General features: G+C 44.8%; 20 protein-coding genes. 10 read left to right on the top strand and 10 right to left on the bottom strand.

The window, feature by feature from the left end; genetic code table 11:
- Positions 1-99: 99 nt before the first annotated feature.
- Positions 100-1005, top strand: a complete 906-nt coding sequence (locus FKQ60_RS04850) for a LysR family transcriptional regulator (RefSeq protein WP_170906107.1) — start codon at positions 100-102, stop codon at positions 1003-1005.
- Between the two features lie 120 nt (positions 1006-1125).
- Here FKQ60_RS04850 and FKQ60_RS04845 read toward each other — a convergent pair whose 3' ends face one another.
- On the bottom strand, positions 1126-1374 hold the full coding sequence (locus tag FKQ60_RS04845; RefSeq protein WP_004396978.1) for an Lpp/OprI family alanine-zipper lipoprotein: 249 nt from the start codon (positions 1372-1374) through the stop codon (positions 1126-1128).
- A gap of 578 nt (positions 1375-1952) precedes the next feature.
- Here FKQ60_RS04845 and FKQ60_RS04840 point away from each other — a divergent pair.
- The gene (locus tag FKQ60_RS04840; protein ID WP_158145144.1) at positions 1953-3293 is read left to right on the top strand and encodes a DEAD/DEAH box helicase; all 1341 of its coding nucleotides are present in this window, start codon (positions 1953-1955) and stop codon (positions 3291-3293) included.
- A 114-nt stretch (positions 3294-3407) separates the two neighbouring features.
- Here the strand turns inward: FKQ60_RS04840 and FKQ60_RS04835 are convergent, their stop codons facing one another.
- Positions 3408-4787: a YjiH family protein gene (locus FKQ60_RS04835; protein WP_170906106.1), complete on the bottom strand. Its 1380-nt coding sequence runs from the start codon at positions 4785-4787 to the stop codon at positions 3408-3410.
- Positions 4788-5168: 381 nt separating this feature from the next.
- Positions 5169-6830, bottom strand: a complete 1662-nt coding sequence (locus FKQ60_RS04830) for a SulP family inorganic anion transporter (RefSeq protein WP_170906105.1) — start codon at positions 6828-6830, stop codon at positions 5169-5171.
- Positions 6831-7031: 201 nt separating this feature from the next.
- On the opposite strand from FKQ60_RS04830, the gene FKQ60_RS04825 reads away from it, so the two are divergent.
- Both FKQ60_RS04825 and FKQ60_RS04820 read left to right on the top strand, forming a co-directional pair.
- The gene (locus FKQ60_RS04825) at positions 7032-7343 is read left to right on the top strand and encodes an isoamylase early set domain-containing protein (protein ID WP_158137079.1); all 312 of its coding nucleotides are present in this window, start codon (positions 7032-7034) and stop codon (positions 7341-7343) included.
- A gap of 353 nt (positions 7344-7696) precedes the next feature.
- Positions 7697-9010, top strand: a complete 1314-nt coding sequence (locus FKQ60_RS04820; protein WP_004396983.1) for a peptidoglycan DD-metalloendopeptidase family protein — start codon at positions 7697-7699, stop codon at positions 9008-9010.
- Between the two features lie 76 nt (positions 9011-9086).
- On the opposite strand, the gene FKQ60_RS04815 is transcribed toward FKQ60_RS04820, so the two are convergent.
- Positions 9087-10916 (bottom strand): bifunctional diguanylate cyclase/phosphodiesterase, encoded by a 1830-nt coding sequence (locus tag FKQ60_RS04815; RefSeq protein ID WP_170906104.1) that lies wholly within the window; start codon positions 10914-10916, stop codon positions 9087-9089.
- A 284-nt stretch (positions 10917-11200) separates the two neighbouring features.
- On the opposite strand from FKQ60_RS04815, the gene FKQ60_RS04810 reads away from it, so the two are divergent.
- Positions 11201-11557 carry a hypothetical protein gene (locus FKQ60_RS04810; protein WP_004396986.1) on the top strand — a complete coding sequence of 119 codons (357 nt, stop codon included), beginning with the start codon at positions 11201-11203 and terminating at the stop codon, positions 11555-11557.
- Positions 11558-11659: 102 nt separating this feature from the next.
- Entirely contained in the window at positions 11660-11794 is a 135-nt protein-coding gene (locus FKQ60_RS17750; protein WP_004396987.1) for a hypothetical protein, read from the top strand.
- A gap of 53 nt (positions 11795-11847) precedes the next feature.
- Here the strand turns inward: FKQ60_RS17750 and FKQ60_RS04805 are convergent, their stop codons facing one another.
- A complete protein-coding gene (locus FKQ60_RS04805) occupies positions 11848-12471 on the bottom strand; it encodes a glutaredoxin (protein ID WP_004396988.1) in 624 nt (207 codons plus the stop codon).
- A 265-nt stretch (positions 12472-12736) separates the two neighbouring features.
- Positions 12737-13708 (bottom strand): porin, encoded by a 972-nt coding sequence (locus FKQ60_RS04800; protein WP_170906103.1) that lies wholly within the window; start codon positions 13706-13708, stop codon positions 12737-12739.
- Between the two features lie 275 nt (positions 13709-13983).
- Between FKQ60_RS04800 and FKQ60_RS04795 the strand changes: the two genes are divergently transcribed.
- Both FKQ60_RS04795 and FKQ60_RS04790 read left to right on the top strand, forming a co-directional pair.
- The gene (locus FKQ60_RS04795) at positions 13984-14598 is read left to right on the top strand and encodes a fumarylacetoacetate hydrolase family protein (protein ID WP_170906102.1); all 615 of its coding nucleotides are present in this window, start codon (positions 13984-13986) and stop codon (positions 14596-14598) included.
- Positions 14599-14668: 70 nt separating this feature from the next.
- On the top strand, positions 14669-15316 hold the full coding sequence (locus FKQ60_RS04790; RefSeq protein WP_004396992.1) for a LysE family translocator: 648 nt from the start codon (positions 14669-14671) through the stop codon (positions 15314-15316).
- 68 nt (positions 15317-15384) lie between these two features.
- On the opposite strand, the gene FKQ60_RS04785 is transcribed toward FKQ60_RS04790, so the two are convergent.
- Entirely contained in the window at positions 15385-17091 is a 1707-nt protein-coding gene (locus FKQ60_RS04785; RefSeq protein ID WP_170906101.1) for a phospho-sugar mutase, read from the bottom strand.
- 377 nt (positions 17092-17468) lie between these two features.
- Here FKQ60_RS04785 and aroG point away from each other — a divergent pair, with 377 nt between their 5' ends.
- Positions 17469-18521 carry a 3-deoxy-7-phosphoheptulonate synthase AroG gene (gene aroG, locus FKQ60_RS04780; RefSeq protein WP_170906100.1) on the top strand — a complete coding sequence of 351 codons (1053 nt, stop codon included), beginning with the start codon at positions 17469-17471 and terminating at the stop codon, positions 18519-18521.
- Positions 18522-18584: 63 nt separating this feature from the next.
- Here aroG and FKQ60_RS04775 read toward each other — a convergent pair whose 3' ends face one another.
- The 3 genes from FKQ60_RS04775 to FKQ60_RS04765 all read right to left on the bottom strand — a co-directional run bounded on the left by FKQ60_RS04775 (position 18585) and on the right by FKQ60_RS04765 (position 24394).
- On the bottom strand, positions 18585-21419 hold the full coding sequence (locus tag FKQ60_RS04775) for an FAD-binding and (Fe-S)-binding domain-containing protein (RefSeq protein ID WP_161439352.1): 2835 nt from the start codon (positions 21417-21419) through the stop codon (positions 18585-18587).
- 25 nt (positions 21420-21444) lie between these two features.
- Positions 21445-22581 (bottom strand): FMN-dependent L-lactate dehydrogenase LldD, encoded by a 1137-nt coding sequence (lldD, locus tag FKQ60_RS04770; protein WP_170906099.1) that lies wholly within the window; start codon positions 22579-22581, stop codon positions 21445-21447.
- Between the two features lie 112 nt (positions 22582-22693).
- Positions 22694-24394 (bottom strand): L-lactate permease, encoded by a 1701-nt coding sequence (locus tag FKQ60_RS04765; protein ID WP_170906098.1) that lies wholly within the window; start codon positions 24392-24394, stop codon positions 22694-22696.
- A gap of 204 nt (positions 24395-24598) precedes the next feature.
- Between FKQ60_RS04765 and FKQ60_RS04760 the strand changes: the two genes are divergently transcribed.
- A complete protein-coding gene (locus FKQ60_RS04760; protein WP_004396998.1) occupies positions 24599-25498 on the top strand; it encodes a LysR family transcriptional regulator in 900 nt (299 codons plus the stop codon).
- The last annotated feature ends 50 nt before the right edge of the window (positions 25499-25548 follow it).

Raw genomic sequence — 25548 nt, 5'->3', positions numbered from 1 at the left:
AAGTTAGGCGCAAACTCTGGAAAAGAAAAACAAAAATTTTTTATCGTCATAATTGTCGTTCCTTGTTAATCTTCACCAGTCATAGCAGAGGATTCAATAATGGACGTAAAAGTCTTTCGTACTTTTCTTGAACTGGCTAAAGTTCGTCATTTTGGACGGGCAGCGGAAAATCTTTATTTGACTCAAGCTGCCGTTAGCGCTCGAATCAAACAGTTAGAAAATTATTTTGACGCGCAGCTGTTTAGCCGCGATCGAAACAACATTAAATTGACGTCAGCTGGTGAACGTTTGGTCGGTTATGCAGAGGTCATGGTCGCAACGTTACAGCAAGCTAAGCTTGAGCTCTCTTTAGAGAGCGGTAAGGCGCTACAGCTCACGTTAGGCGGAACACCTAACATATGGGATGCGTACTTGCAAAACTGTCTAAGCGCGGTGACTGATGCGTTCAGTGGTTATGGCTTTAAAGCTGAGGTGATGGGGAGAGAACAACTGAACCGTCAGTTACTTGAACGCACGCTGGATATGGCGTTTGCTTTTGATCAAATTAAAGCCGATGAGCTGCAATGCAAGAAAGTCGCCGACTTGGTGTTAGTGCTTGTTTCAACTCGACCAGATACTGCTGATAGCGTTTTTGAGAATCGTTATGTTTATGTTGACTGGGGAATGCGTTTTGCTTCCGAGCATGCCGATAGGCATCCTCGAGCACCTGCGCCATTCTTACGGACTTCGACGGCGCGTATTGCTTTAGATTTTATTTTAGAGAAAGGAGGGAGTGCTTATTTACCCGCATCGGTGGTTGCTCCCTTCATCCAATCGGGACAACTGTATCGAGTGGCTGCCGTTGCCGATTGGTATTGGCCAATTTACCTGAGCTATCGAAAAAATAGTTCATCCATCGACGCCATTGTACAGGTTGAAAAATTAGTGCAAAACATCGATCCGTTGACGGCGTACAGTTTGCAAAAAGCGGCTGAATTGAACGCGACAAAAATGGACGTTGATTAGAGGCAACGATTGAAAATTCTTGAGGGTTACTGAACGACATTGAGAGTCGAGTGTGATGGTTGAGATGAGGAAAAGTAAAAAGGGTAAGTTTTACTTACCCTTTTTACTGAATCGAACAACTTACTTGGTGTAAGACTGAGCAATATTATCGATGCGCTCGTTCGCGCGTGCGGCTTCTTCTTGTGCAGCGAGGGCTGCATCAGTTAGCGAGGCATTTTCACTTTTCAGTGCTGCAATTTGACTATTGAGTTGACTGACTTGGTTGTTTAACTGATCTAGCTTAGTCGTGGTTGCTTCGTCAGGACCTGATGCACAACCGGCTAGGAGAAGTACAGAAGACGCTGCAGCGGCAAGTAACATTTTGTTCATATTGAACTCCTTGTTGATATTTATCAAATACGCCCTATACATTATTGTTCACTTGACCCTGGCGATCCGTTCCTACTTGAGGTTAGCGTGGTGTTGGCTCCACAAGCTGGCCCATGCTAATGGGATTTACTTATCTTGCCATCGACCTGCCACTTCATGTGCTCCGGAGAGGCATTGACCAACCGCCTAGGTGTATACCATATAGTAGCGAGTTAAAGTGTAGACACTATTTTCACTCACGACTATAGATTAAAAGTCAAAATAACCCAAAATTTTATACCTTAATCAATTGTTTGGGCTTTGCCTCAATGTTTTATGACTTTGGTATTGTTTAAAACAGAGAATATTTTATGGGATTGCTATCTATAGCGGTCACATTCAAGTTATTATGTCACTTGATACCCAGTCGTTACTTGACGCTATAATCAGAGGTTTGGAAGCCGCATTCACTTTATCACAGAGCCTATATGTAGGCGGATTGAAGGAAGCGTCATTTCGTTAACTGTCGTTGCAAGTGATTTGGTATACTACGTTTGATATTTTGTTGACTGCCTACTTTTCAGGCGGCGTTATTTTTATTGGAGAATCCTTTGCAGTTTAAAGAATTAGGCCTAGACAATCGCTTATTAAAAACATTAGCACATTATGACTTTAAGCAAGCGACCGATATCCAGCGACAAGCTATTCCTGTTGCGATGGCAGGTAAAGATTTATTGGCTTCGTCCAAAACGGGTTCGGGGAAAACGTTAGCCTTCTTGCTTCCAATGCTGCATAAAGCGCTAAAAACCAAAGCGTTATCTGCACGTGACCCTCGTGGCGTTATCTTGGTCCCCACTCGTGAGTTAGCAAAACAAGTCTACAGTGAATTGCGTTCGGCATTAGCGGGATTAAGCTACACGGCAACCTTGATCACCGGAGGGGAAAACTTCAATGATCAAGTGAATGCCTTGCGTCGAGGTCCTAAGTTTATTGTTGCTACGCCGGGACGTTTAGCGGATCACCTTGAACATCGCTCTCTTTTCTTACAAGGGTTAGATACGCTGATTTTGGATGAAGCAGATCGGATGTTGGATCTCGGTTTTGCACCACAGTTACGGCATATCCATAATGCTGCTAAACATCGTCGCCGACAAACATTGATGTTTTCTGCCACGTTGGATCACGCAGAAATGAACACCATTGCGCATGAGATGTTGAAAGAGCCTAAACGGATTGCGATTGGTTTAGGCAATGAACAGCACAAAGACATTCGCCAGCGTTTCTATTTGTGTGACCATCTGGATCATAAAGAAGCATTACTGGATCGCATCTTAAACGATGCTGAGTATCGACAAGTGATCATTTTCACAGCGACTCGCGCAGATACGGAACGTTTAACTAATAAGCTAAATGAGCAAAATTTAAAAGTTGTTGCCCTCAGTGGTAGCCTCACTCAGACTCAACGTAATACGATTATGAGTCAATTTGAACGCGCGGTATTTAAGATCTTAGTTACCACCGATATTGCTTCTCGAGGATTGGATATTGCCAACGTCACGCATGTGATTAACTTTGATATGCCGAAACATACGGAAGAGTATGTGCACCGCGTAGGTCGTACGGGGCGTGCCGGTAATCAAGGTGATGCCATTTCTTTGGTTGGTCCTAAAGATTGGGACAGCTTTAAAAGAGTGGAAGCCTTTTTACAGCAAGATATTCAATTTGAAGTGTTAGAAGGTCTGCAAGGTAAGTTTACAGGCTTACGTCCTCGTCAGCCTCTGAATAAAGCAACGGTTTCAACAGGTAAAGTGAAAAAGCAGGTTAAAAAGCTGCCCCAAAAACCAGTGAAACGCGATAAAAGTTTTTATCAGAATGTGGCGGTGGGTGATTCGGTATTTATCCCGAAAAAGAAAACAGCGCCTAAGCCTGATGACGAATAACGCTACTCACTTTATGTTGTTCAAGCAGTCAAAACTGTCTTAGTTAGTAAGAGTCAAAACAAAAAGCGCCCTCATTATTGAGTGGCGCTTTTTGTTTGATCAAGCCTTGTGAGCTTAGAATATTAAGTGTGCTACACCGACAATAACCGGTAGTGTGATAAGAGTCCGGAGAATAAAGATCACAAATAACTCAAGGATATTAACCGGAATTCGGCTACCGAGTAATAATGCACCGACTTCAGACATATAAATAAGCTGAGTGACTGACATTGCTGCGATGACAAAACGAGTCATTTCGTTATCGATTGACGCTGCCAAAATTGCAGGGATAAACATATCTGCAAAACCAACCACAATCGTTTGTGAGGCTTGTACGGCTTCTGGTACCCCTAAAAACTCTAGATAAGGAACGAAAGGTTGACCAAGAATCGCAAAGACAGAAGTATATTCAGCGATGATCAAAGCAATCGTACCTAAACCCATCACGACCGGTAAGACGCCAAATACCATATCAACCGCATTACGGATGCCTTCGCCAAACACCGATTTTACGGATTTCACTTGCGCGGCTTTCTCTAATGCGAGTGACATACCCCAAGAGAAAGCACTGTGCTGTTCTGGAATAGCATCGGCATCTTTATGTGGTTTAGTCCCATCAATAAACTCATCTTTCTTCAAACTCAGTGGTGGCAGGCGAGGGATAATCACCGCGGCAACAAAACCAGCCAAGCAAATCGCACCGTAGAAAGGCAAAAAGAGGTGTTCTAATTGTACTTGCGCGAGTACCACTAAACTAAAAGTGATCGAGACAGCAGAGAAAGTGGTTCCGACGACCGCGGCTTCACGCTGAGTATAGAATTTATCTTCATACTGTTTGCTGGTCAGCAAGATGCCGACACTGCCATCACCAAGCCAAGAAGCGGTACAGTCAATGGCACTGCGTCCTGGTAGGTTAAACAAAGGGCGCATGACACGGCTGAGTAAACTTCCCATCAGTTCCAATAAACCAAAGTTTAATAGTAGTGGAAGCAGCAAACCGGCAAAAATGAACACCGAGAATAAAGTGGGTAGTAAGCCTTCTAAGACTAATCCACCCGTGTTCTCTTCCCAAATCAGTTCTGGACCGACTTTAAAAAAGGTCATGATGATGGCTGCAGCGCCAATAACACGAACCGTCAGCCATACCCAGCTTGGATTGAATAAATTGTTGAGGAAAGGGGAATTAACAATCACACGAGGCTTAAAGAGTTTAGTTGCCACTGAAGCGATGGACATAAAAGCGACAATGACCGTGATAATACTGACTAAGTAATCACCGAACAGGGCTTGTATCGATTTGGCTAACACGGCGACAGGGATTGTCAATCCACCATTATAGTAAACGGGTGCCATAAACAGGAACACACCAATTAATGATGGGATGAGGAACATCCACAGACTGGCAGCAGGGAGATTTTTCTCCTGCGCTGGTAAAGTTTGAGAGTTATCTTGCATTACTTTTCCTGTTTACAACTGTTTAATTAAAGCCATTCCTTGGCATATTAATTCACTAAACATCCCTATTTAATCAATGTGCGCAGAATAACTATTTTCAACCTTGCTTGCAATACTATTCAATAAATAGGGTTAGTTATTCAATCGTTTGCGCTAATCAAAAAACAGATAGTAGCGAATTGTTTTGTTATTGTTGCATTGGTTAAATTATTGTTTAAGTGGGCGGTGTTGTTTTTGTGAGTTATAGCACTGTTTTGTAGGAGTGGAAGGGAGTTAAGAAAGCCCTTATTATTGATCGTTTTCCATATAGTATTGAAAAACAACAAGAAATAAGGGCTGTTATGGTTGGCGTAATTTAAAGTAGAGAATTCGAGATGCGATTTAATTAACCGTAGGCTGAATCTGTTTTGCTAAGCTATCTTTTAATGCGTCTGAAAACGTAGCATAAAGATTCTGCTCACCAATTAATTCCGTTATCCCTGAACGATGCAATTTTAGTGTCACGCGAGAGTTCGCTCCTGAAATCAGCACTTGGACCTGTTTTTTCTGGAAGCGTTTGATCATCGCTTCTAGCGTTTGCAACGCAGTGATGTCCATAAAAGGTACCCATTTTAAACGAATGATTAAAATGCGTGGTGTTTCTTGGATATTACTCATCACATGTTCGAAGTTTTCTGCAGCAGCGAAGAAAAATGGCCCTTCTAGAGCATACACGGCAATATCACGTGGTAATTGAGACAATCCATGCTCTGCAAGTTCTTGAGTTAAATCTGGGCTTGTACTGGCTTTAATTTCGACACTGGAGGCCATGCGTTTGACAAAATGTAAGGTCGCGATGATGACCCCAATATTGACAGCGACCACTAAATCGGCGAATACGGTCAATACAAAAGTGATCAGCAAAATAACCACATCTGCCTTTGGAGCGCGTTTTATTAATTTAATAAAATGTGGTGCTTCACTCATATTCCAAGCCACGACAAATAAAATGGCACTTAACGTTGCTAGGGGAATATTGACGGCCAGTGGCGCTAAGACTAATAGAATCACTACAAGAGTCAGAGCGTGGACGATTCCGGATAACGGGCTATTGCCGCCATTACGCACATTGGTGGCGGTACGAGCGATAGCGCCTGTTGCTGCAATACCCCCAAATAGTGGGGCGATGATATTCGCCATGCCTTGGCCCACTAACTCTTGGTTGGAGTTATGTTTGGTGCCGGTCATGCCATCGGCGACGACAGCAGAGAGTAGTGACTCAATAGCGCCAAGCATAGCGATAGCGAAAGCAGGACCAATCAGTGATAGCATTTGACTAAACGTAATGCTTGGCATTGAGAATTCCGGCAAGCCTTGCGGAATACCACCGAAAGCAGAACCAATGGTGCGCACGTCATCAAAACCAATCGTATATTGAAATACAGTGACAACGACTAAAGCCAATAGTGGTCCAGGAACCTTACTTAACTTCGGAAGTTTTGGCCCCCAAATAACCAACGCAAGTGAAAATAGGGCGAGCAGGGTAGTCGTCACATCTAGGCTGGGCAAGGCATAAAAAAGCGCAATAAGTTTTTGATGGAAATGTTCTCCGGTAATTGCCGGTAAACCAAAAAACTCTTGCCACTGTCCAATCCAAATGATGACCCCAATACCACTGGTAAAGCCCACAATGACCGGATGAGGGATGTAGCGAATAATACTTCCCAGTTTAGCAAGACCAAGAACGAGTAATATCACACCAGCCATCATGGTCGCGACTTGTAGGCCAGTAATGCCATATTGAGCGACGATGCTGGCTAAAATAACAATGAATGCGCCTGTTGGACCGGCGATTTGTACTCGCGAACCACCGAACAAAGAGACAATCAACCCAGCAATGATTGCCGTATAAATGCCCTGCTCAGGTTTGACCCCTGAGGCGATGGCGAATGCCATGGCTAAAGGTAGGGCAACCACACCAACAATCACACCGGCACTGATATTTTTTATCCACTGGTTGGGCTTGAATAAGCCAGCTTTATAAGAGTCATAAATGGCAAACATTGATCATCACCTTAGAAAAAGAAGGGAGAAATAGGGACGCGGAGGATTCTACGCTCATTTACCCTCCTGTAAAGATTGAAACGGGTAGGCTCGGTGTGAATGGTTCACGTTGTTTGGGGATAGTAGTTGAGCATGTATGCAAGCGCGCTTATAATCTCTTCAGTTGTTCAAAATTGATACAAAATAGAAATGGAGTTTGTCATGATCAATAAACGTTTTTTTAAAACTAAGAATGAAGTGGAAGTTACTTTTGAACTTGAGGCCCCTCAAGATGCTGAGCGCGTAGATATTGTCGCTGATTTTTTAGATTGGCAGCCTCAAGCTATGAAAAAAACCGCAAAATCCAATGTGTATAAATTTAAAGCTCGTTTACCTAAGGATGCAGAATTCCAGTTTCGTTACCGACTGAATGAGCAGCAATGGCTCAATGATGCACAGGCGGATCATTATGTTGCCAATGAATTTGGCGAGGATAACTGTCTTATCCGTACCTATGAGCCAGCCTCTCATTAATTCATGTTTATGGCGGTTTGCTCTTAAGTCAATATACCCAATAGTTGCTTAAGCTTTTGCAGAGGATTTCATAAGATTGTTGTTACGTTAATGATAGTGTCAATGAGATGCATAACTTAGCGTAACAACGATTTTTCATCGAAAGAAAACAGTGATAAATCGAGCCTTGTTATCATCGTCTGGAGATTTCCTTTTTCTGAGTCTTGCTTTTTTTCTGTCGATTAATTCAACTTTAATCAATAACTTTTCATAAATAAGCACACTTTTACTGATTATTTACCATACAAAAGGTGACTTTTTGTCGAGAAAGTCTTACTCTTTTGTCTCTTTTAACAGTACCAACGGGTTAAATTGTGCTATCCAAGTCTCTTTTTTTGCGCTTCTCTGCTTTATCTAAACGTAAGAAAGTCTCTGTCATCGGTTTACCTCTACTCGCGTTGGCCGCTATTTCATCTTCAATCAACTCTACGACCTATTCGAAAAAGGTCGCCTTGTCTGTTCCTGAATCACATATTGTTGAGACGATTATTGCGGATGCGAGTGAAGCCAAAGTGGCTTATCCCGATTACGAATACCAAATCAAATCCGGTGATAATTTAAGCACTATTTTTAATCAGCTTGGATTCCGGTACCAAGATTTAATGAAAATCATGGAGACAGATTTAAACTATCTGGCTCTTGATACTTTGCGTCCAGGGAATATTTTACGCTTTTGGAAATCTCCTGGCAGTCAAGACCTTGCCAAGATGGAACTTGAATTTAACGTCGTCAAGCGTGCGGTTTATACACGTCTCGACGATGGTAATTACGATTTCTCTGAGCTTGAAATTCCCGGGCAGTGGCGCGAATTTGCGATGATTGGCGAAATACAAGGCAGTTTTTCTCAGTCAGCAAACCAAGTCGGTTTAGGCAGTGCGGATATTGATCAGATCGTGTCACTGCTTAAAGATAAAGTAAATTTTGGTCGCGATCTTCGCGCTGGCGATCGCTTTGAAGTGGTATTATCACGTCAGTTTGTCGGTGAAAAATTAACCGGCAACCGAGAAATACAAGCGATCAAACTCTACAATCGTGGCAATGAAATTACCGCCTATCTTTATAAAGATGGCCAATACTATGATAGGGACGGGCAAAGTTTACAACGTGCTTTTCAACGCTACCCTACCACCGGTCAATGGCGAATGTCATCCGGGTTTGATCCTAATCGCCGCCATCCCGTGACCGGGCGTATCGCGCCACATAATGGGACTGATTTTGCTGCACCAACCGGAACTCCGGTTGTCGCTACTGGTGATGGTGTTGTCGTGATGACGCGTAATCATCCCTACGCGGGTAATTATATTACTATCCAGCATGGTAGTACTTACATGACCCGTTATTTGCACTTGAGTAAGATTCTAGTACAAAAAGGACAAAAGGTGACTCGCGGCCAACGTATTGGATTATCGGGTGCAACGGGACGAGTAACAGGGCCACATATTCATTATGAATTGATTGTTAGAGGCCGACCTGTCGATCCTATGAAGGCCAATATTCCGATGGCCACTTCGGTTCCTAAGCAAGATATGGCGAACTTTATTGCACGTCGCAATGAGTTAGACCGTTTATTGGCTCAGCAAGATAGTATGCTTGCGGCAAGCAAGGCTGGGTCGGACTCTGATAGCTAACGATTAGGCCGTTCAATTCAATTGATGAACAGCCATTGGTCTAATCAATAGCTATCAATCCCCCCAAGTAGTTTCATTACAGCTTGGGGGGATTGTTTTGTAAATGACCGATCATCGCCAGTGGCTGCTGAGGCTTAGAAAAATAATAACCTTGAATTGCGTCACAACCCATCTCATATAATTTGTCCAACTCTTGCTGATTTTCTACTCCTTCGGCAATGAGGTCGACATTCAATTGTTTAGCGAGTTGAATGATTAAGCTAATGACATGCTCTGATGTTTTATTGCGTAGTAGATTACGAATGAAAGTGGCATCAATTTTGATACAGTCAATGGGATAACTGTGAATATAATTTAAACTCGAATATCCAGTGCCAAAATCATCTAATGCAATTTTAAAGCCTAGCTCTCGTAATAAATTTAAGCGTTCAGACACCTCACCTGTTTGAGTGAGTAACACGCTTTCGGTCATCTCAATAATAAATTCTGAGGGGTGGAATCCATACTGTTGAATCATTAAATTGAGATGATTTAAATAGTGAGAGGAGTGAGCGAACTCATGGGCTGAGCAGTTGATGCCTAAAGTGACTTTATAGTTAAGCTCTTTTTCTAGTACTTGTTTGGCTTGGCAAGCCAATTCGATAATTCGTTCGCCAAGTTCAATAATTAAACCAGATTGTTCGGCTACCTCGATAAACTCTAAAGGGGAAATCGAACCAAGTTGTTTATTATTCCAGCGTGCTAAGACTTCAAAATAAGACCAGTTAGGCCGATTTCGAAAAACAATCGGTTGTATTTCAATATAGATTTCTGACGTACCTGTTAATGGATTATCGAGCTGAGCGCGTAACGCACTCACTACTTGGGTTCGTCGATAATAATAGTCATTTAAGTGCGTGTCATAACAGCGAACTTGCTGAAAACGCGTTTTTTTACAATCTTTTAAGGCTAAACTAGCATTAAGAATCAATTGATCAGCGGTCATCGGCGGTAATGATTTTTTAGCAATACCGATACTCAAGCGGATTTTAATATGGTGATTGGCATCGCGATAACCTTGATTCAATGTATCGATGATCAGCTGACAAATTTTGAGCGGATCATTGGAAAAGGTAATAAAGGCAAACTCATCTCCCGAGATTCGGAAAACTTGATTCTGTTTATTCACATAATGAAAAATGACATTAGCAACAAACTTAATGACTTGATCGCCAATGTAATGGCCGTAAAGATCATTAATCGATTTGAAATTATCAATATCGAGATAAGCGAGAGTGAAAGATTGATAATTATTATCTACTAAATATTCTAGTTGGTCGGATAAATAGTTACGGTTGAAAAGGTTGGTTAGGCTGTCATGAGAAATTTCATAACTCAACTGTTGAGCGAGACTGTTAAAGCGTTGGTTCATCCATTGATGGACAAGATGATGGCGAACAATGCGAGCAACGGTACAGTGAAGTTCAATCGCCGCATCAAGGGTTATGGGTGGCTCATGAAACGTTGATAGGAGAATACCGAGTATATCGCCATTATCAGCATAAAGCGGAACACCGATATAAGTGATGACTGCGGCATGGTAGAGCGAATGATTATCGTGAAATGGGCGATGAAGTGCATCGTTATGAATGACATACTTTTGTTTACTTCTGATTAACTGCTCATAAACGGTTCCTTTGAGTGAGTAATCGCAGGCAAGCGCATGGGGCTCTTTACCCGCATAGCTCAACGTCCTACCTTTATAGAGAGATTTATCAACCTCTATTAAATAAGTCGCCCAAGAATTCAAATGGCTATGCAAGGCCTGTACTGCACGTTGATAAAGGTCTGAGCTATCTAGTAAAAGAAGCTCATTAATTGTATCAAGACTCGCTGTATTTTGAGTCAAAACGCTGGTTGCTACCATAACCTTCTCACTTTTACTGATCCCCATGCTCACTGTAAGTGGTCGCACTCGATTATGAATGAAAAAACATTCATAGCATTTGATTGCAACCTATCAACTATGGATGAGGATCGGTCATTTTTCCACCGTTGCCATCAGTAATTGCTTAGCTGTATTTTGTGATGAAAAATCAATAACGATGGCATAAGTCGTCGTGAGGCAGAGATCGAACAGTACCATCACCTAACCTTCGCATCTTGTAGTGACTTGGGTATAATTACCTGACTCAATTTATAGGAAATATCATGCAACAGAATCAATTTGAGGCTTTGGTTGAAAGCCTTTGCCAATGGTCAACGCTTCCTCAAGTTCTTGAGGTACTCAAACAGTCGGATGATCAAGACATTGCTGAGGCCGCCGCTTCGTTAACGGGACAATTTGCGCTGGCTGAGGTTGACGGTGAACAGCGTATCTATCACGTCACCACTGAGATTGATGAGCAAGGTCAAGAACAGGAGTTTGTCGAGCATGTGATGAATGAAGGTGAGGATGTAATTAAGTTTATTGCTTGGTTTTTTGAGTCTCAGTTTTCAGTTAAGCACAAAGAGACTTACCAGGCTGCAGGAAAAACCTATCAGCAACCGAAACGGACAGTGAAGTAATTTAACAACATTAATTTGTGATCTAAGTCTTGTTTTGGCTTTTTTTTATGCTATTATCAGCGCATTAAGTAATTAAATTACAAAAATGGGTGAGGTAATATCATGGGTAACGATTTAGGTTCAGCCTATATTGGTCAACTTATCGCCAAGCAGATGATGCATGAAGCGTTGTACGGTAAGGTAAAACCAAAGAAGAAATCTTTCATTAAAAGCGTATGGAAAAAGCTCAGTAAGTAAGCTGGGTATAGAGAATATTAAAAAGCCCTGAGTCATCGACTCGGGGCTTTTGGCTATTTTTTCGCTAATGAAATAACGTTATTGAGTGGCTCATCTTGTGGTGAAAGCGTTTTTGGATGCTCAAGCAGCCAAGTTTGCAACGCATCGTATCCCCCGATGTATTGCCCATCTAACCAGATCTGTGGAACGGTGACTGGAGTCTTTGCCCCAATGATGGCTTTGACTTCTGGGATCATTCGATAGAGAGCAGCACTATTTTTGACGACATCAAAATACTGAAAGCGAATGCCAGCTTCCTGTAATGCGAGCTTGGCTTTTTGACAATAAGGACAAGAGGCTTTACCGTAAACGATATTGCCTTGCAAGGTATCACGTTGTACCCATTGTTCGATCACCGCTTGTATAAGAACCCCTCGGTTGAGGGCTTCACCTTGGCTAATCACTTTTCCCTCGACAATCACAATCGGAGCGTGCCAAGCACCGTATTTCAGTGGTTCCCACCAATGACTAAGCCAATCTTTGCTTTGTAAATTGATCTCGATTCCAGCCAGTTCATGGGTAAAAGTATCCTCAAGGATATCGTGAGTAAGCGTACATTCACCACAGGGAATATTGACTTTGAAAGGTCCGAATTGACCAGCCCAACGGTATAGAGTGATGTTGATTGGTGTCGCCATAAGTAACCTCGACGGTGGCTAGAGAAGTGAGCGGTTGACCGTATCTTTAAGCGGCTTAGAAATAACGCCCGTTAAGTATATAAGAATTTTTATGGGTGCAGAGAGTTTATCGTCAGAAAAATAAAACGACCAATGGGGTTGGAGCCGTTGAGAGATAACTTTTGACAAAATGAGGTCATCTTTGCGGATACGGCAGTAATAGCAATGAAAAGGGCCAAGCGGAGCTTGGCCAAAAAGGACAGTATGCAATGGAGTTTATGAAACATTAAAAATCGTAACGTAATCCAAAACGTAGAGTATCTTCACTCTGAGTCTCAACGCCATTGACGACAACATCATCAAGGTTGTTCAGTTTATAAGAGATGTAGCTACGTAAGGCAGAATTGAATTGATAGTAAGCGGCAAGTTCGAAGAAGTCTGCGCTATCTGTTTTGTTTCCGGAGACTTTATCTTCACTTTTGCCGTAAACGCCTTTCAACGTCATCTGTTTGTTTAGCTTATAAGCGGCGGCAAGCTCTAGAGCATTAAATTCACTATTGGCTTTATCATCATTATCACCAAAAGAGTAAGTCGCCCCTAGCGATAATGCATCAAGTTTATAGCCCACGCCGAGTAACCATTGATTTTGCTTGCCTTTACCGACGCCATTGTCACCGGCTGAGTAGGCAGCACCAAGATCTAGCCCGATAGGTAAAGAATACAATCCAGAAATACCATATAAATCGGCATTATCTTTACTACTGGCGGCATAGGTTGCTTGCAGATTAAGTGCGTCAAATTGACCACGGTACGCAATCACACTGTCTGTTTTATCAGAGGCTGAGCTGATGTACTGTTGGATCCCTGAAAACTCAGTGGTATCGGTGAGGTCAGAAATTTGTACAGCAGCCATGTTTTGCTTACCGAATGAAAGATCACCGATATTGGTTGCAAAACCGACATACATGTAGCGATTTTTAAACTCTGAGGTTCCGGTATTTTGTTCCGCTTCGTAAAAAGCAAATCCTCTTAGGTCATCGGCAACTTGAGTTGAGCCTCTTACATTCAGACGAGCACGCGTACTATCTTTCATCGTCCCATCAATTTCTGCGCCTTTATCGCCGATAAAGTCGCCACGAAATTCAACGCGACCACCAATTCTCAACTCCGTGCCATCAGCACTATAAACGGTTGCGGCTAAAGATGATCCAGAGACCAATGCGGCGAGAATGGCGGTTGTCACTGCTGCTTGTTTCATTATTATTACCCTATTTAGTAAATTGAGCTTCATGCTCTATGGTTGGTTTGAGAGTAAGGTAGAATGTTTAGATGACGATTTGATTGCTCAAATGTGACGATTAGATTTTGTTTTTATTGAAGAAAAAAGACTCGACGATGTTTTCATTTACGTTCACTGCAGGTGGGAAGTGAATCTATTTATAGCGTGTTTTTGATGGTTATCTTTCGACGAAGGCTTGGCGATTTTTTAAGATAGGTTACACTTTGTGCTCACTCATTATTCAAGGACGAGCGATGAACGCGGTACGTTATGAACAACAATTGGTTTACCCATCAAAAATACTGTGTGTCGGGCGTAACTATGTCGAACACATCAAAGAGCTCAATAATTCGTTACCAGAGCAAATGGTGGTGTTTAATAAGCCCAACAGCAGTATTGCAAAACAATTACATGCCTATCATCAAGAAACCTTGCATTACGAAGCGGAGATTTGTTTTCTTATCCGCAATGGTGAATATGCGGGTGTCGGGCTTGGGCTTGATTTAACCAAGCGTGCTTTACAATCTCAGCTTAAGCAAAAGCAGCTACCTTGGGAGCGGGCGAAAGCGTTCGATGGCTCGGCTGTCTTTAGCCGTTTTATTGATCTAATAGGGATAGATGTCGCCACTTTACAGTTAGAGCTATACATTAACTGTGTACGAGTACAATGTGGCGGCGTTGCGCAGATGATTTTCTCTCCTGCACAGATTTTAAGCGATCTTCAATCTTATACTACTTTGCTGGATAACGATGTGGTGATGACGGGAACGCCACAAGGGGTTGGTGAAGTGCATCGCGGCGATGTTTTTCTTGGCCGTTTAAAATCTGCCGAGCAAACCTTGATCGAAGTGGAATGGTTGGCTGAATAGCTACCTCAATAGCAATCTCACTGGGTTTAAGATAGAATCTGCGACTTTGTGCTGCTATTGAGCGATGATAATGATTGATTTGACTATTTTACCGCTGTATCTCACCGCGGTGATTGCGTTGCTGTTAATTCCCGGCCCCGATATGCTGTTAATTGCCAGTTCTAGCTTGAGCTATGGGCGTAAAGTCGGGGTGTTTGCTAGCTTAGGTAATGCGACTTCGGGCGTTATTTTAACTTTACTCGCTGCCCTTGGTGTCTCGGCGATGGTGGCAATGAGTCCAGTCGCGCTCACTATCTTGCAAGTATTAGGCGCTGGTTATTTGTTGAAAATGGGCGTTGATTGCCTGCGCACTAGCGCCAGTATTGCGCCAAGTTTATCAACAGAAGTCACCTTGAGCAGCACGTTTTACCAACGCGCCTTGGTGAGTAACTTGTTAAATCCCAAAGCGTTAGTATTTTTTGTGATGTTTTTACCCCAGTTTGTGTCGAGCAATGTGCCAGCAAGCTCTGGTGAACAGATGCTGGTGCTGGGGATTTTACTCAATATCTGTGGGTTACTGTTTAATTTACTGTTGGTGGGTTTAGTCGGTTGGGGCGGGCATGTCTTGCTCGAGAATGCCAAGTTTCGTTTATATCAGCATAAGCTGATGGGCGGGATCTTTTTCTTGCTCGCCTTATGGATGCTGAGTGACCTATTGCTTAACTTTCTGTCTATTTAAAGCCATTGCAGCGTTATCTCTTGTTATCAACCCTCGCTTTATCGTTATAAAGCGAGGGTTGAATTTATTTATACTAGGCTGTTTTGATGTTCGCTGATCAGCAGTGCCATTTGTTCTTCAGCACGTAGCTCAGCCTCAGCAAAACTCTCGTCTGCGGCAAATGTTCCAACCACTTCATAGTAGCATTTCAGTTTCGGCTCGGTTCCTGATGGGCGAACAATCACTCGCGCTCCGTCTTGTAAATGATAAATCAGTACATCACTACTTGGCCAAGTGAGTGGTTCTGTTGTGCCATCTTGATGATGACGAACGGCGAGTTTTAAATCATCGTAACTGACGACAGGCTTACCAGCAATCGTATGCGGAGGCGTCGCACGCAGACGATCGCCAATGGGTGGCGTGTCTGGTGCTAAAGCAATACTGCGTTGTGCTGTTACGTACAAGCCGTGTTGACGATATAACGCTTCTAGTTGATCCCAAATGGTTTTACCTTGGCTGTACAGCTCTGCCGCGAGTTGGGCAAAGGCGACCATAGCGGATAAGCCATCTTTATCCCAAACGCTATTACCGACGGTGTAGCCTAAGGCTTCTTCGTAAGCAAATAGGAACGGATGTTGCTCTGATTGTTTGGCCATTGCCACATTGGTTAACCATTTAAAACCGGTTAGTGTTTGGTAATAAACCGCGCCATGAGCGGCGGCAATTTTACTGAGCAGGCTAGAAGAGACGATGGTATTTCCGACCAGTGGTGCTTGGTGTGCGGTATGCCGGAGCAGATAATCCCCCAGCAATGCACCGACCTGATCGCCCGTCAGCATTTGATAACCGCCTGTAGGTTTGGCCACGGCAACCGCGAAACGGTCGGCATCGGGGTCATTAGCGCAGGCGAGCTCGGCATTCACCGATTCCGCCAAGGCGATGACTCTATCCATCGCACCGGCTTCTTCAGGGTTAGGGAAGTTAACGGTAGGGAAGCTGCCGTCGGGCTCGCGCTGCTCTTTGACGCTCATTACCTTATTAAATCCAGCATCAGCGAGCAGGGTTTCTGCCATTTCGGCACCGACGCCGTGCATGGCGGTATAAGCGATGGTCACGCTAGACGGATCGGTGTGATGCTGTAGCAATGGACTGGCGTTAATGGTTTGTCGATAGGTTTGGTAATAATCATCTTGCAGCCAAACCAATAACCCTTGTTGCTGGGCTTTATCCAATCCTAGAGTTGGAATGCTTTGTGTTGCGGCTAAATCAATTTGATTGGCAATGCCAGAGTCATGGGGAGCAATGATCTGCGCGCCATTTTCCCAGTAGACTTTAAAGCCATTATATTCTGGCGGATTGTGGCTAGCCGTAACGACCACTGCGGCGGCGGCTTGTAAATGTTTGACCCCAAACGCCACTACCGGAGTAGGCGCTACTTTATAGGTAAGATACACCTTAATGCCTAAAGCGGTCAGTACTGAGGCGGTATCTTGAGCAAATTGCTGTGAATCTGGGCGGCCATCATAGCCAATCACCACGCCTCGTTGTTTGGCATTGTCGACTTGTTGGATCAGATAATGACCCAGTCCGACAGCGGTTTCTTGTATCACTAAGCGATTCATGCGGTTAGGGCCGCAGCCGACTTTACCGCGTAGGCCAGCGGTGCCAAATTCTAAGCGGGATTTAAAGCGATCTTCAATTTCATCCTGTTGTTGGTTATCAATTAAAGTTTGTAATTCTTTTCGGGTACGGAGGTCTGGATCTCTTGCTAACCAGAGCGTGACGTTATTGTTCATCGTGGTCACCTTTGATAGATAGTGTCAGTGGAGACATTGTAAGTAATATTTATTCTCATTAATGGGCGCGCAATCGCTAAACGCTTTATCTTCTTGCTATAGCAACGGATGTTCAGTCAACTCAGCAGCGTCAAGCAAAAAGGCCAGCCATCATTGGAGTCGATTTAAAAAGTATATTCAAGTCACTTGAAGATGAACATGTTTAATGGTGTAAATTTTAAATTACACATTGTTGTTTTTGTATTGAGTGGGTGATGGTTGAAAATTACTAAAAATAGTGCTTGCGATTGCTTGGTGAAGTGGTTAAGTTACTTACAGAGCATAACCGAGCAGTGATGGGAACACCTGCAGTAATCAGTAATAGGAAGAAGTAAGCGATGTATCAAACCGATGATGTCAATATAAAACGTATCAAACAATTGCTGCCTCCAGTAGCCGTATTAGAGAAATTTCCTGCCAGTGAAGCTGCTTCTTCAACCACATTTCAAGCCCGTGAAGCGATTCATAACATTTTACATGACCAAGATGATCGTTTGTTGGTAGTGATTGGCCCTTGTTCCATTCATGATCCTAAAGCGGCGATTGAATATGGCCAGCGCTTGAAAGCCTTGCGTGATGAATTGAGTGGTCATCTTGAGGTGGTGATGCGGGTATATTTTGAAAAACCGCGTACTACAGTGGGCTGGAAAGGATTGATTAACGACCCGTATCTCGATGACTCTTATGAAATTAATGATGGTCTACGCATTGGTCGTAAACTGTTACTTGATTTAACCGATATGGGAATGCCAACCGCCAGTGAGTTCTTGGATATGATCACGCCGCAATATGTCGCGGATTTGATCAGCTGGGGAGCGATTGGCGCTCGTACAACCGAGTCTCAAGTGCATCGCGAGTTGTCTTCGGGACTTTCATGCCCAGTGGGATTTAAAAATGGCACCGATGGCAATATTAAAATTGCTACTGATGCGATTCGTTCTGCCAGTGCTTCGCACCACTTTTTATCGGTGACTAAATTTGGTCATTCGGCGATTGTAGAAACGGCGGGTAATTCTGATTGTCATATTATTCTACGTGGCGGCAAAGAGCCTAATTATAGCGCTGAACATGTTGCGTCGATTAAACAAGAGCTAGAAGTCTCCGGTTTAAAACAGAAAGTGATGATTGACTTTAGTCACGCCAATAGCTCTAAGCAGTATCAGCGACAAATGGTGGTGGCAGATGACGTTTGTGCGCAGCTACGTGCTGGTGAGCACACCATCTTTGGTGTGATGATTGAATCTCATCTAGTGGCTGGTCGTCAGGACTTAGTCGATGGTCAAGCACCGACGTATGGGCAGTCAATTACTGATGCATGTATCGGTTGGGATGATACTGAAAAAGTATTGCGTCAGCTTGCGCAAGCGGTGGAAGCGCGTCGTAATCTGTAAGGGATTTCGTTTCTGGTCGATAAAAAATAGGCGCTGAATCAGCGCCTATTTTATTCAATCAACTTAACTATTTGGCCTCGATACTTCATCCAATAAATACAAAATGGATTGATAAGGGATCCCGCTGTGATGGGATAAGCCGATTTCACAAGTCCGACTATTACTAAAACCACGTTGGCAAGTTGCGGGTACTTGTTGTTTTAGCGAGTGAACGGCAGCTTGGTTGAGCTCTGGCGTGGTAAAACCCTTATCGCCAGCAAAACCGCAGCATTGAATATGCTCAGGAACAATCACGTCTGATACGCAAGCTTGCGCGACCGCTAACATGGTATTCTCAAGCGCCATTTTACGTGAGCTACAGGTGATGTGTAGCATGACCGTTTCTTGTTTTGGAGTAATGCTTAAATGCTCTAAAACATACTGGTTGATAAAGCCTGCTGGTTCAAAAATCTGCATTGGCTGGGTAAAGTGATCCATACTGCGTTTTGCACATGGGCTGGTATCGATGAGTACTGGATAGCGGCCCTGTTCACTGGCTTGCCACAATGCTTGTTCTAATTGCTGCGCTTTTTGGGTGGCAATATCAAACATCCCCTTACTGTCATAAGGCATACCACAGCATTGAGAAGAGACATTGTTTGGGATAATAACCTCAAAGCCGGCTTTGTTGAGCAGGGATAAAGTCACTTCCGTTAGTGGCCGTGGATCGAGAGCGTCGTTGCCTTGCGCCATCGTCCGGCTGGCGCAAGAGGGCAGATAAACGACTTTTTTATCGCGTCTCGGTAAATTCGCCGCGTGTTTTTCCAGTGGATAGCGATTGGCGCGAGGCAGTTCCGCTGTCCACAAGGGCGTTTTGCCTTTGCTGATTTTGCGTAAGCTTTGACTGAGCTGACTGACTCGCGCTTCTCCGCAGAGGCTTGTTGCCAGTTGATTGACTTTAAGCCCTGTTGTCACCAGTGCGGTGGTGGTGGCGAAATGATCGGCTGTCCAGCGCGCAATCGGGGTAAATTTGGCGTATTTTGCTTGGCGCAGTTGTTTAATTAAATCGCCCGTGTTGATGCCCACTGGGCAGCGCTCGGCACATAGGCCCGTGGCGGCGCAAGTATCGATACCTTGATACTGGAAAACATCCGCCAGCTCGCTTGCGGCAACCTCTTCTCCGGCTCGGCTGCGACGTTGTAATTCGCGATACAGCACGATCCGCTGGCGAGGAGATAAAGTCAGCGTCCGTGATGGACACACTGGCTCACAGAACCCACATTCAATGCAGCGATCGACCAGTGGGTCTGCAGCTGGCATGGGTTTAAGATTTTTGAGGTGCGCATGAGGATCGGTGTTGATGATGACCCCAGGATTGAGCAGCCCTTGCGGATCAAACAGACTTTTGATGCGTTGCATCAGGGCGTAGCCTTCTTTGCCCCATTCTAGCTCGACATAAGGAGCCATGTTACGCCCCGTACCATGTTCCGCTTTTAACGAACCTTGATATTTGACCGCCACCAATTCCGCTACCGCATCCATAAATGCGCCATAGCGGTCTATTTCAGCTTGCTGTTCAAAGCCTTGAGTGAAGACAAAGTGCAAGTTGCCTTCTAAGGCGTGACCAAAGATGATCGCTTCGTGATAACCGTACTCATCGAATAGCGTTTGCAGTTCACGAACGCCAGCGGCGAGTTTTTCAACCGGAAAGGCCACATCTTCGATGATCACTGTTGTGCCGACTTCACGGACTGCGCCGACTGCTGGAAACATACCTTTACGAATACCCCATAGGGTAGCAACAGTCTGGCTATGGCTAGTAAACGGCACCGATTGAATGATCTGATAATCGCTGAGGCTGTCGATAATCGTTTGGCACTGACTATCGAGTTCGACTTGTTGACTGGCGTGTGATTCCACCAATAAAGCGCAGGCCTCGATGTCGAGTTCGGCAATAAAGTCTGGCATGCCAGGTTTATCGGCGACAGAACGGAGCGCACGACCATCCATGAGTTCCACCGCAGCAACTGGCGTACTGGACAAGGTGGTCACCGCTTGGCAGGCCTGTTCAATAGTGGCAAAAACCAAGAGCGCTGACGCTTTGTAGCGATGTTCAACTACGGTGTTATAGGTAATATCAGCGATAAAGCCGAGTGTGCCTTCCGAGCCGATGAGAAGATGCTCGATGATCTCGATCGGATCGTGATAGTCAATGAGCGCATTAAGGGCATAACCGGTGGTATTTTTTAAGCGATATTTGTGACGAATTTGTTCAGTGAGCGGAGTATTGGCGCGAGTGTGCGCGGCTAACGTTTCAATGCCCGCGAGCAAGTCTGCTTTGCGGCGTTTGAAGTCAGCAATACTTTGCTCATCTCGGGTATCAAGCACGACGCCGTCAGCAAAAACGATTTTCATGCTATCAACGGTACGATAAGAGTTGTGCGCGGTACCGCAACACATGCCACTCGCATTATTAGCGGCGATGCCGCCAATTTTACAAGTATTGATTGAGGCAGGATCAGGACCAATTTTACGTTGGTAAGGGGCAAGGTATTTATTCGCGTCCGCGCCGATAACCCCCGGTTGTAGGCGAATTTTATGGCCGTCATCAAGAATTTGATGCTCACGCCAATCATCGGTTAAGGTGATTAAGACAGAATCAGACACCGCCTGACCAGATAAGCTGGTGCCAGCGGCGCGAAAAGTAAAATGAATGCCCAGCTCAGCGCAGCTTTGAATAGTAAATATCACTTCATCAAGAGACTGTAAACGTAAGACGATTTTAGGCACTAAGCGATAAAAACTGGCGTCAGTACCATACGCTAAACGCTGCGCTGGCTGAGTAATGATGCGCTCACTAGCAACGCGGGTTGCCAGTTGAGTGATCAGTTGCTGATAGTGTGAGGGTAACTCACTCATGTTGAACTCCTGTTTTCACCACGGACTAACGGTTCACCAAAGAATCACGGGAGAGATCTTGCACCCGTTTAGCACCGGTTAAGGTCATTGCAACGCGCATCTCTTTGTCAAATAAATCCAGTAAATGTTCAACACCGGCTTGACCTTGCGCCGCTAATGCGTAAATAAAAGCGCGGCCCAGTAAAGTGCAATCTGCCCCTAAGGCAAGCATTCTGACCACATCCAATCCGCTACGGATGCCAGAATCGACCAGAATTTTTAAATCGCCTTTTACTGCATCAGCAATCTTAGGTAATGCCTGCGCGGTGGACAGTACGCCATCTAACTGACGTCCACCGTGGTTAGAGACCACAATGCCATCAGCGCCAAAGCGTACCGCATCTTTGGCATCTTCGACGTCTAAAATGCCTTTGATCACCATCGGGCCATCCCAGAAGTCACGGATCCATTCGAGATCTTGCCAACTGATTGAAGGGTCGAAATTGTTACCCAACCAGCCAATATAATCTTCGAGTTTAGTAGGGGTTCCGCGATAGGTCGAAATGTTGCCCAGATCGTGCGGTTTACCCAATAAGCCCACATCCCATGCCCAGCGAGGGTGCGTCATCGCTTGCAGAATGCGTCGGCTTGCCGCATTGGGACCGCTCATTCCAGAATGCATATCACGATAGCGCGCACCGGGAACGGGCATATCGACCGTAAACACTAAAGTCGTCACGCCTGCCGCCTTGGCGCGCTCTAAGACGTTTTTCATAAAGCCGCGATCTTTTAATACATAAAGCTGAAACCACATTGGACGAGTCAAGTTGGCTGTGACTTCTTCAATCGGACAGACCGACACCGTCGATAGGGTAAAGGGAATCCCTTTATTGGCGGCAGCATGCGCAGCTTGCACTTCACCACGACGAGCGTACATGCCGGTTAACCCTACCGGAGCTAAGGCGATAGGCATGGCCAGCGATTCGCCAAAAAGCTCAGTCTCAAGGCTTAATTCAGACATATCATTGAGCACCCGTTGGCGTAGGGCGATATCGGCTAAATCGGTAGTATTTCGACGTAGTGTGTCTTCGCGATACGATCCGCCATCAATATAATGGAAAAGAAAAGGCGGCAGTTTAGCTTGGGCGGCAGCGCGAAAATCAGTCGAGGCGGAGATGATCATGGTTTGTATCCTTATAACAACGGGATCATGGATAACCTAATAAGTAAGGCGCGGCAGCGAGCGTTGTGTGTTGGCTACCGCGGTAAATATTAACAGCAGAATCGGTCGGCCATCAGCGTTCAGCGAGCATCAACACATCACTAACATTAAACCCATAAACAACCACCATGCCGATAACGGCGGTGGCAATCAGATAATACGCCGTCGGGATGATAGTTTTGCGTAAAGTCGCTCCCTCACGCCCCAGTAAACCGACCGTGGCTGAAGCTGCGACCACGTTATGAATCGCGACCATATTACCGGCAGCGGCGCCTACGGCTTGCAGTGCGACGACGACCACGGTAGAGATATTCAGTGTCTGCGCCACTTCAAATTGAAACTGGCTAAACATCATGTTTGAAACCGTGTTTGAGCCGGCAATAAAAGCGCCTAAAGCACCAACGGTGGCGCTAAGCGCAGGAAAGGCTTGCCCAACTAACCCGGCAGCAAAATTGGCGGTAGTCACAGGCATGCTGGCCAGATCAGCGCCGTTAACGCCAGAATTAATAAAAATTCGTACCATAGGAATAGTAAAGACCAACACAAAACCAGCCCCGACTAAGGTTTTACTCGATTCACCGACGGCTTTTAGTAATGGCGTCACACTGCGAGATTGTAAAAGCACCGCTAATAAGGCGACAAAGACTAAGATGCCACCGGGCAGATAAAGCGGATCAATCGATGTGCTGACTCCGGTCTCGCCAAGGATGTTATTAAAGCTCAGTTGAACGCTCAGCAGCATGGCTTTGAATTCACTGCTGACCCGGCTAGCAACCAGAATGACCGCCAGTAACACATAGGGTGCCCACGCTAAGGCCAGTCCCATAGGCTTGGCTTTCATCTCATCAAGATTCATTTTTAATGATCCCAGCCATTCGCTAGGCCATTCTTTTTCAGCCGGAAATTCCCAAGTGCTTTTCGGTACTAAAAAACCCTTTTTCGCGGCGGTGACGACAACGGCTAAACTGACTAATCCACCGATCAGTGAAGGGAATTCAGCGCCTAAAAAGACCCCCGTTAGCGCGTAAGGTAGCGTAAAGGCCAAACCGGCAAACAGCGCAAAAGGTAAGATATCTAACCCTTCGGTCCAACTGCGGTTTTTACCGAAAAATCGCGTCAGCATCATCGCCATCAGCACTGGCATTAAAATACCAACAACCGCATGAGTGAGTGCAACACCGGCGGTGATTTGCTGTAAGTAAGCGTCCCAACTTGAACCATTAGCCACTAAGGTTTCGCTAATGTTATGGGTATCTAGTCCACGGTTAACGCCAACAATGATCGGCGTACCCACCGCTCCGAATGAGACTGGCGTTGATTGAATCATCATTCCCATTAACACCGCGGCTAAGGCAGGAAAGCCAATCGCAACCAACAAAGGGGCGGCAATCGCTGCCGGAGTCCCAAAACCAGAAGCGCCTTCGATGAAGGAGCCAAAACACCAAGCAATGATGATCGCTTGTACGCGACGGTCGGGGGATATATCGATAAAACCGTTACGAATCGTAGTAATGGCGCCGGTGTGCTTGAGAGTATTGAGTAGCAATATTGCGCCAAACACGATCCATAACACGGAAACGGTGATGCCGAGCCCTTGCAAGGTTGAAGCGAATACGCGAGTTATCGACATATCCCAAAAAATCAAAGCGATAGCAACCGTTAAGGCAAATGCGACCGGCATGGCTTTTTTGGCTGGCCAATTTAATCCGACCAATAGCACGGCTGCGACAACAATGGGTGAAAACGCAATCAGCGCCAGTAGGGTGTCACTCATGAAAGACTTCCTCGTCCTTTGAACTCTTCATTAATAATGATGACTTAACACGTGCAGTAGGGTACGAGTTAAGCAATGTAAGCTCGGGTTGTTTAATTTTTATAGTTGTGATGGTCTTGTTAATTGTAGGTGAATTTACTCCTTTATTTTTTGAGGATATAGGGAAATAATGAAAATAATTAGTTCTTAAAATGGTATAATAGAATGCGCGCAGATGATTTAATTCTGTTTTCTCAAGTCATTGAGCTCGGGAGCTTTAGTAAGGCTGCGGAACAAAATAATCTTACCAATTCAGTAGTTAGCAAAAGAATCGCCCGTTTAGAAGAAGAGCTGGCGGTACAGTTACTCTATCGTACCACCCGCAAATTAACCTTAACCGAAGCGGGGAAAGCCTTGTTGATCAGTGCAAGAAATGTGAAGCAAGCCACGCAAGAAGCGATGGATGCCCTGTCAGGCTTTGGTGAAAATGTCAGCGGTCACATTAAAATGTCGGTGCCGACCATCTCTGGAGACTTATTGCTCGCTGATGCGGTCGCGGAATTTTGTAATCGTTATCCTGGATTAACGGTAGATATGTCGCTGGATAATCGGTTTGTTGATTTAGTTGAAGGTGGTTTTGACTTAGTGATCCGTACGGGTTATTTGGATGACTCGAGTTTGATCGCGCGGCATATATTGGATTCGCAATGGGTTGTCTGTGCATCGCCCGCATACCTTGCCCGCCATGGTCAGCTGATCATGCCTGAGCAGCTTGTGGCTCATAATTGTTTACAATACGCCTATCAAACCACCGGAGCCAGTGATTGGGAGTTTAAAAGCCCGACAGGTAACCGGATAGTGAAAGTTTCGGGCAGCTTTTCTACCGATAATGCGACAGCATTACGTAAAGCAGCATTAGGTGGCCACGGTATTGCTTATGTGCCGCGCTGTTTGGTGTACCATGATTTTAGAGAAGGGACATTAATCGACCTATTTCCAGATCAGGTCGGCAAAAAATTGGGGATTTACGCGGTATACCCGTTTACACGTCAACCACCCAATAAAGTTCGTTTATTGATTGAACATATCCGCCAGCGTTATTTAGCGATTGCTGACTATTTTTAATCGCCCCTATTTTTAAGCTGAAAGTGTTTATTCCGTTAATCGTTAGACCC

It is taken from the genome of Vibrio sp. A11 (genome assembly GCF_013048705.1).
Lineage (GTDB): Bacteria > Pseudomonadota > Gammaproteobacteria > Enterobacterales > Vibrionaceae > Vibrio > Vibrio metschnikovii.
Note: the sequence above shows the minus strand (reverse complement) of the source record. Positions and strands in the feature narration are given on the sequence as shown.

Coding starts and splice junctions, on each gene's coding strand:
- FKQ60_RS04765 (WP_170906098.1), bottom strand. CDS start 24,394: ATGAGTGACACCCTACTGGCGCTGATTGCGTTTTCACCCATTGTTGTC.
- FKQ60_RS04800 (WP_170906103.1), bottom strand. CDS start 13,708: ATGAAACAAGCAGCAGTGACAACCGCCATTCTCGCCGCATTGGTCTCT.
- FKQ60_RS04775 (WP_161439352.1), bottom strand. CDS start 21,419: ATGAGTGAGTTACCCTCACACTATCAGCAACTGATCACTCAACTGGCA.
- FKQ60_RS04790 (WP_004396992.1), top strand. CDS start 14,669: ATGATTGATTTGACTATTTTACCGCTGTATCTCACCGCGGTGATTGCG.
- FKQ60_RS04785 (WP_170906101.1), bottom strand. CDS start 17,091: ATGAACAATAACGTCACGCTCTGGTTAGCAAGAGATCCAGACCTCCGT.
- FKQ60_RS04760 (WP_004396998.1), top strand. CDS start 24,599: ATGCGCGCAGATGATTTAATTCTGTTTTCTCAAGTCATTGAGCTCGGG.
- FKQ60_RS04805 (WP_004396988.1), bottom strand. CDS start 12,471: ATGGCGACACCAATCAACATCACTCTATACCGTTGGGCTGGTCAATTC.
- FKQ60_RS04810 (WP_004396986.1), top strand. CDS start 11,201: ATGCAACAGAATCAATTTGAGGCTTTGGTTGAAAGCCTTTGCCAATGG.
- FKQ60_RS04850 (WP_170906107.1), top strand. CDS start 100: ATGGACGTAAAAGTCTTTCGTACTTTTCTTGAACTGGCTAAAGTTCGT.
- FKQ60_RS04845 (WP_004396978.1), bottom strand. CDS start 1,374: ATGAACAAAATGTTACTTGCCGCTGCAGCGTCTTCTGTACTTCTCCTA.
- lldD (WP_170906099.1), bottom strand. CDS start 22,581: ATGATCATCTCCGCCTCGACTGATTTTCGCGCTGCCGCCCAAGCTAAA.
- FKQ60_RS04815 (WP_170906104.1), bottom strand. CDS start 10,916: ATGGTAGCAACCAGCGTTTTGACTCAAAATACAGCGAGTCTTGATACA.
- FKQ60_RS04830 (WP_170906105.1), bottom strand. CDS start 6,830: ATGTTTGCCATTTATGACTCTTATAAAGCTGGCTTATTCAAGCCCAAC.
- FKQ60_RS04835 (WP_170906106.1), bottom strand. CDS start 4,787: ATGCAAGATAACTCTCAAACTTTACCAGCGCAGGAGAAAAATCTCCCT.
- FKQ60_RS04795 (WP_170906102.1), top strand. CDS start 13,984: ATGAACGCGGTACGTTATGAACAACAATTGGTTTACCCATCAAAAATA.
- aroG (WP_170906100.1), top strand. CDS start 17,469: ATGTATCAAACCGATGATGTCAATATAAAACGTATCAAACAATTGCTG.
- FKQ60_RS17750 (WP_004396987.1), top strand. CDS start 11,660: ATGGGTAACGATTTAGGTTCAGCCTATATTGGTCAACTTATCGCCAAG.
- FKQ60_RS04825 (WP_158137079.1), top strand. CDS start 7,032: ATGATCAATAAACGTTTTTTTAAAACTAAGAATGAAGTGGAAGTTACT.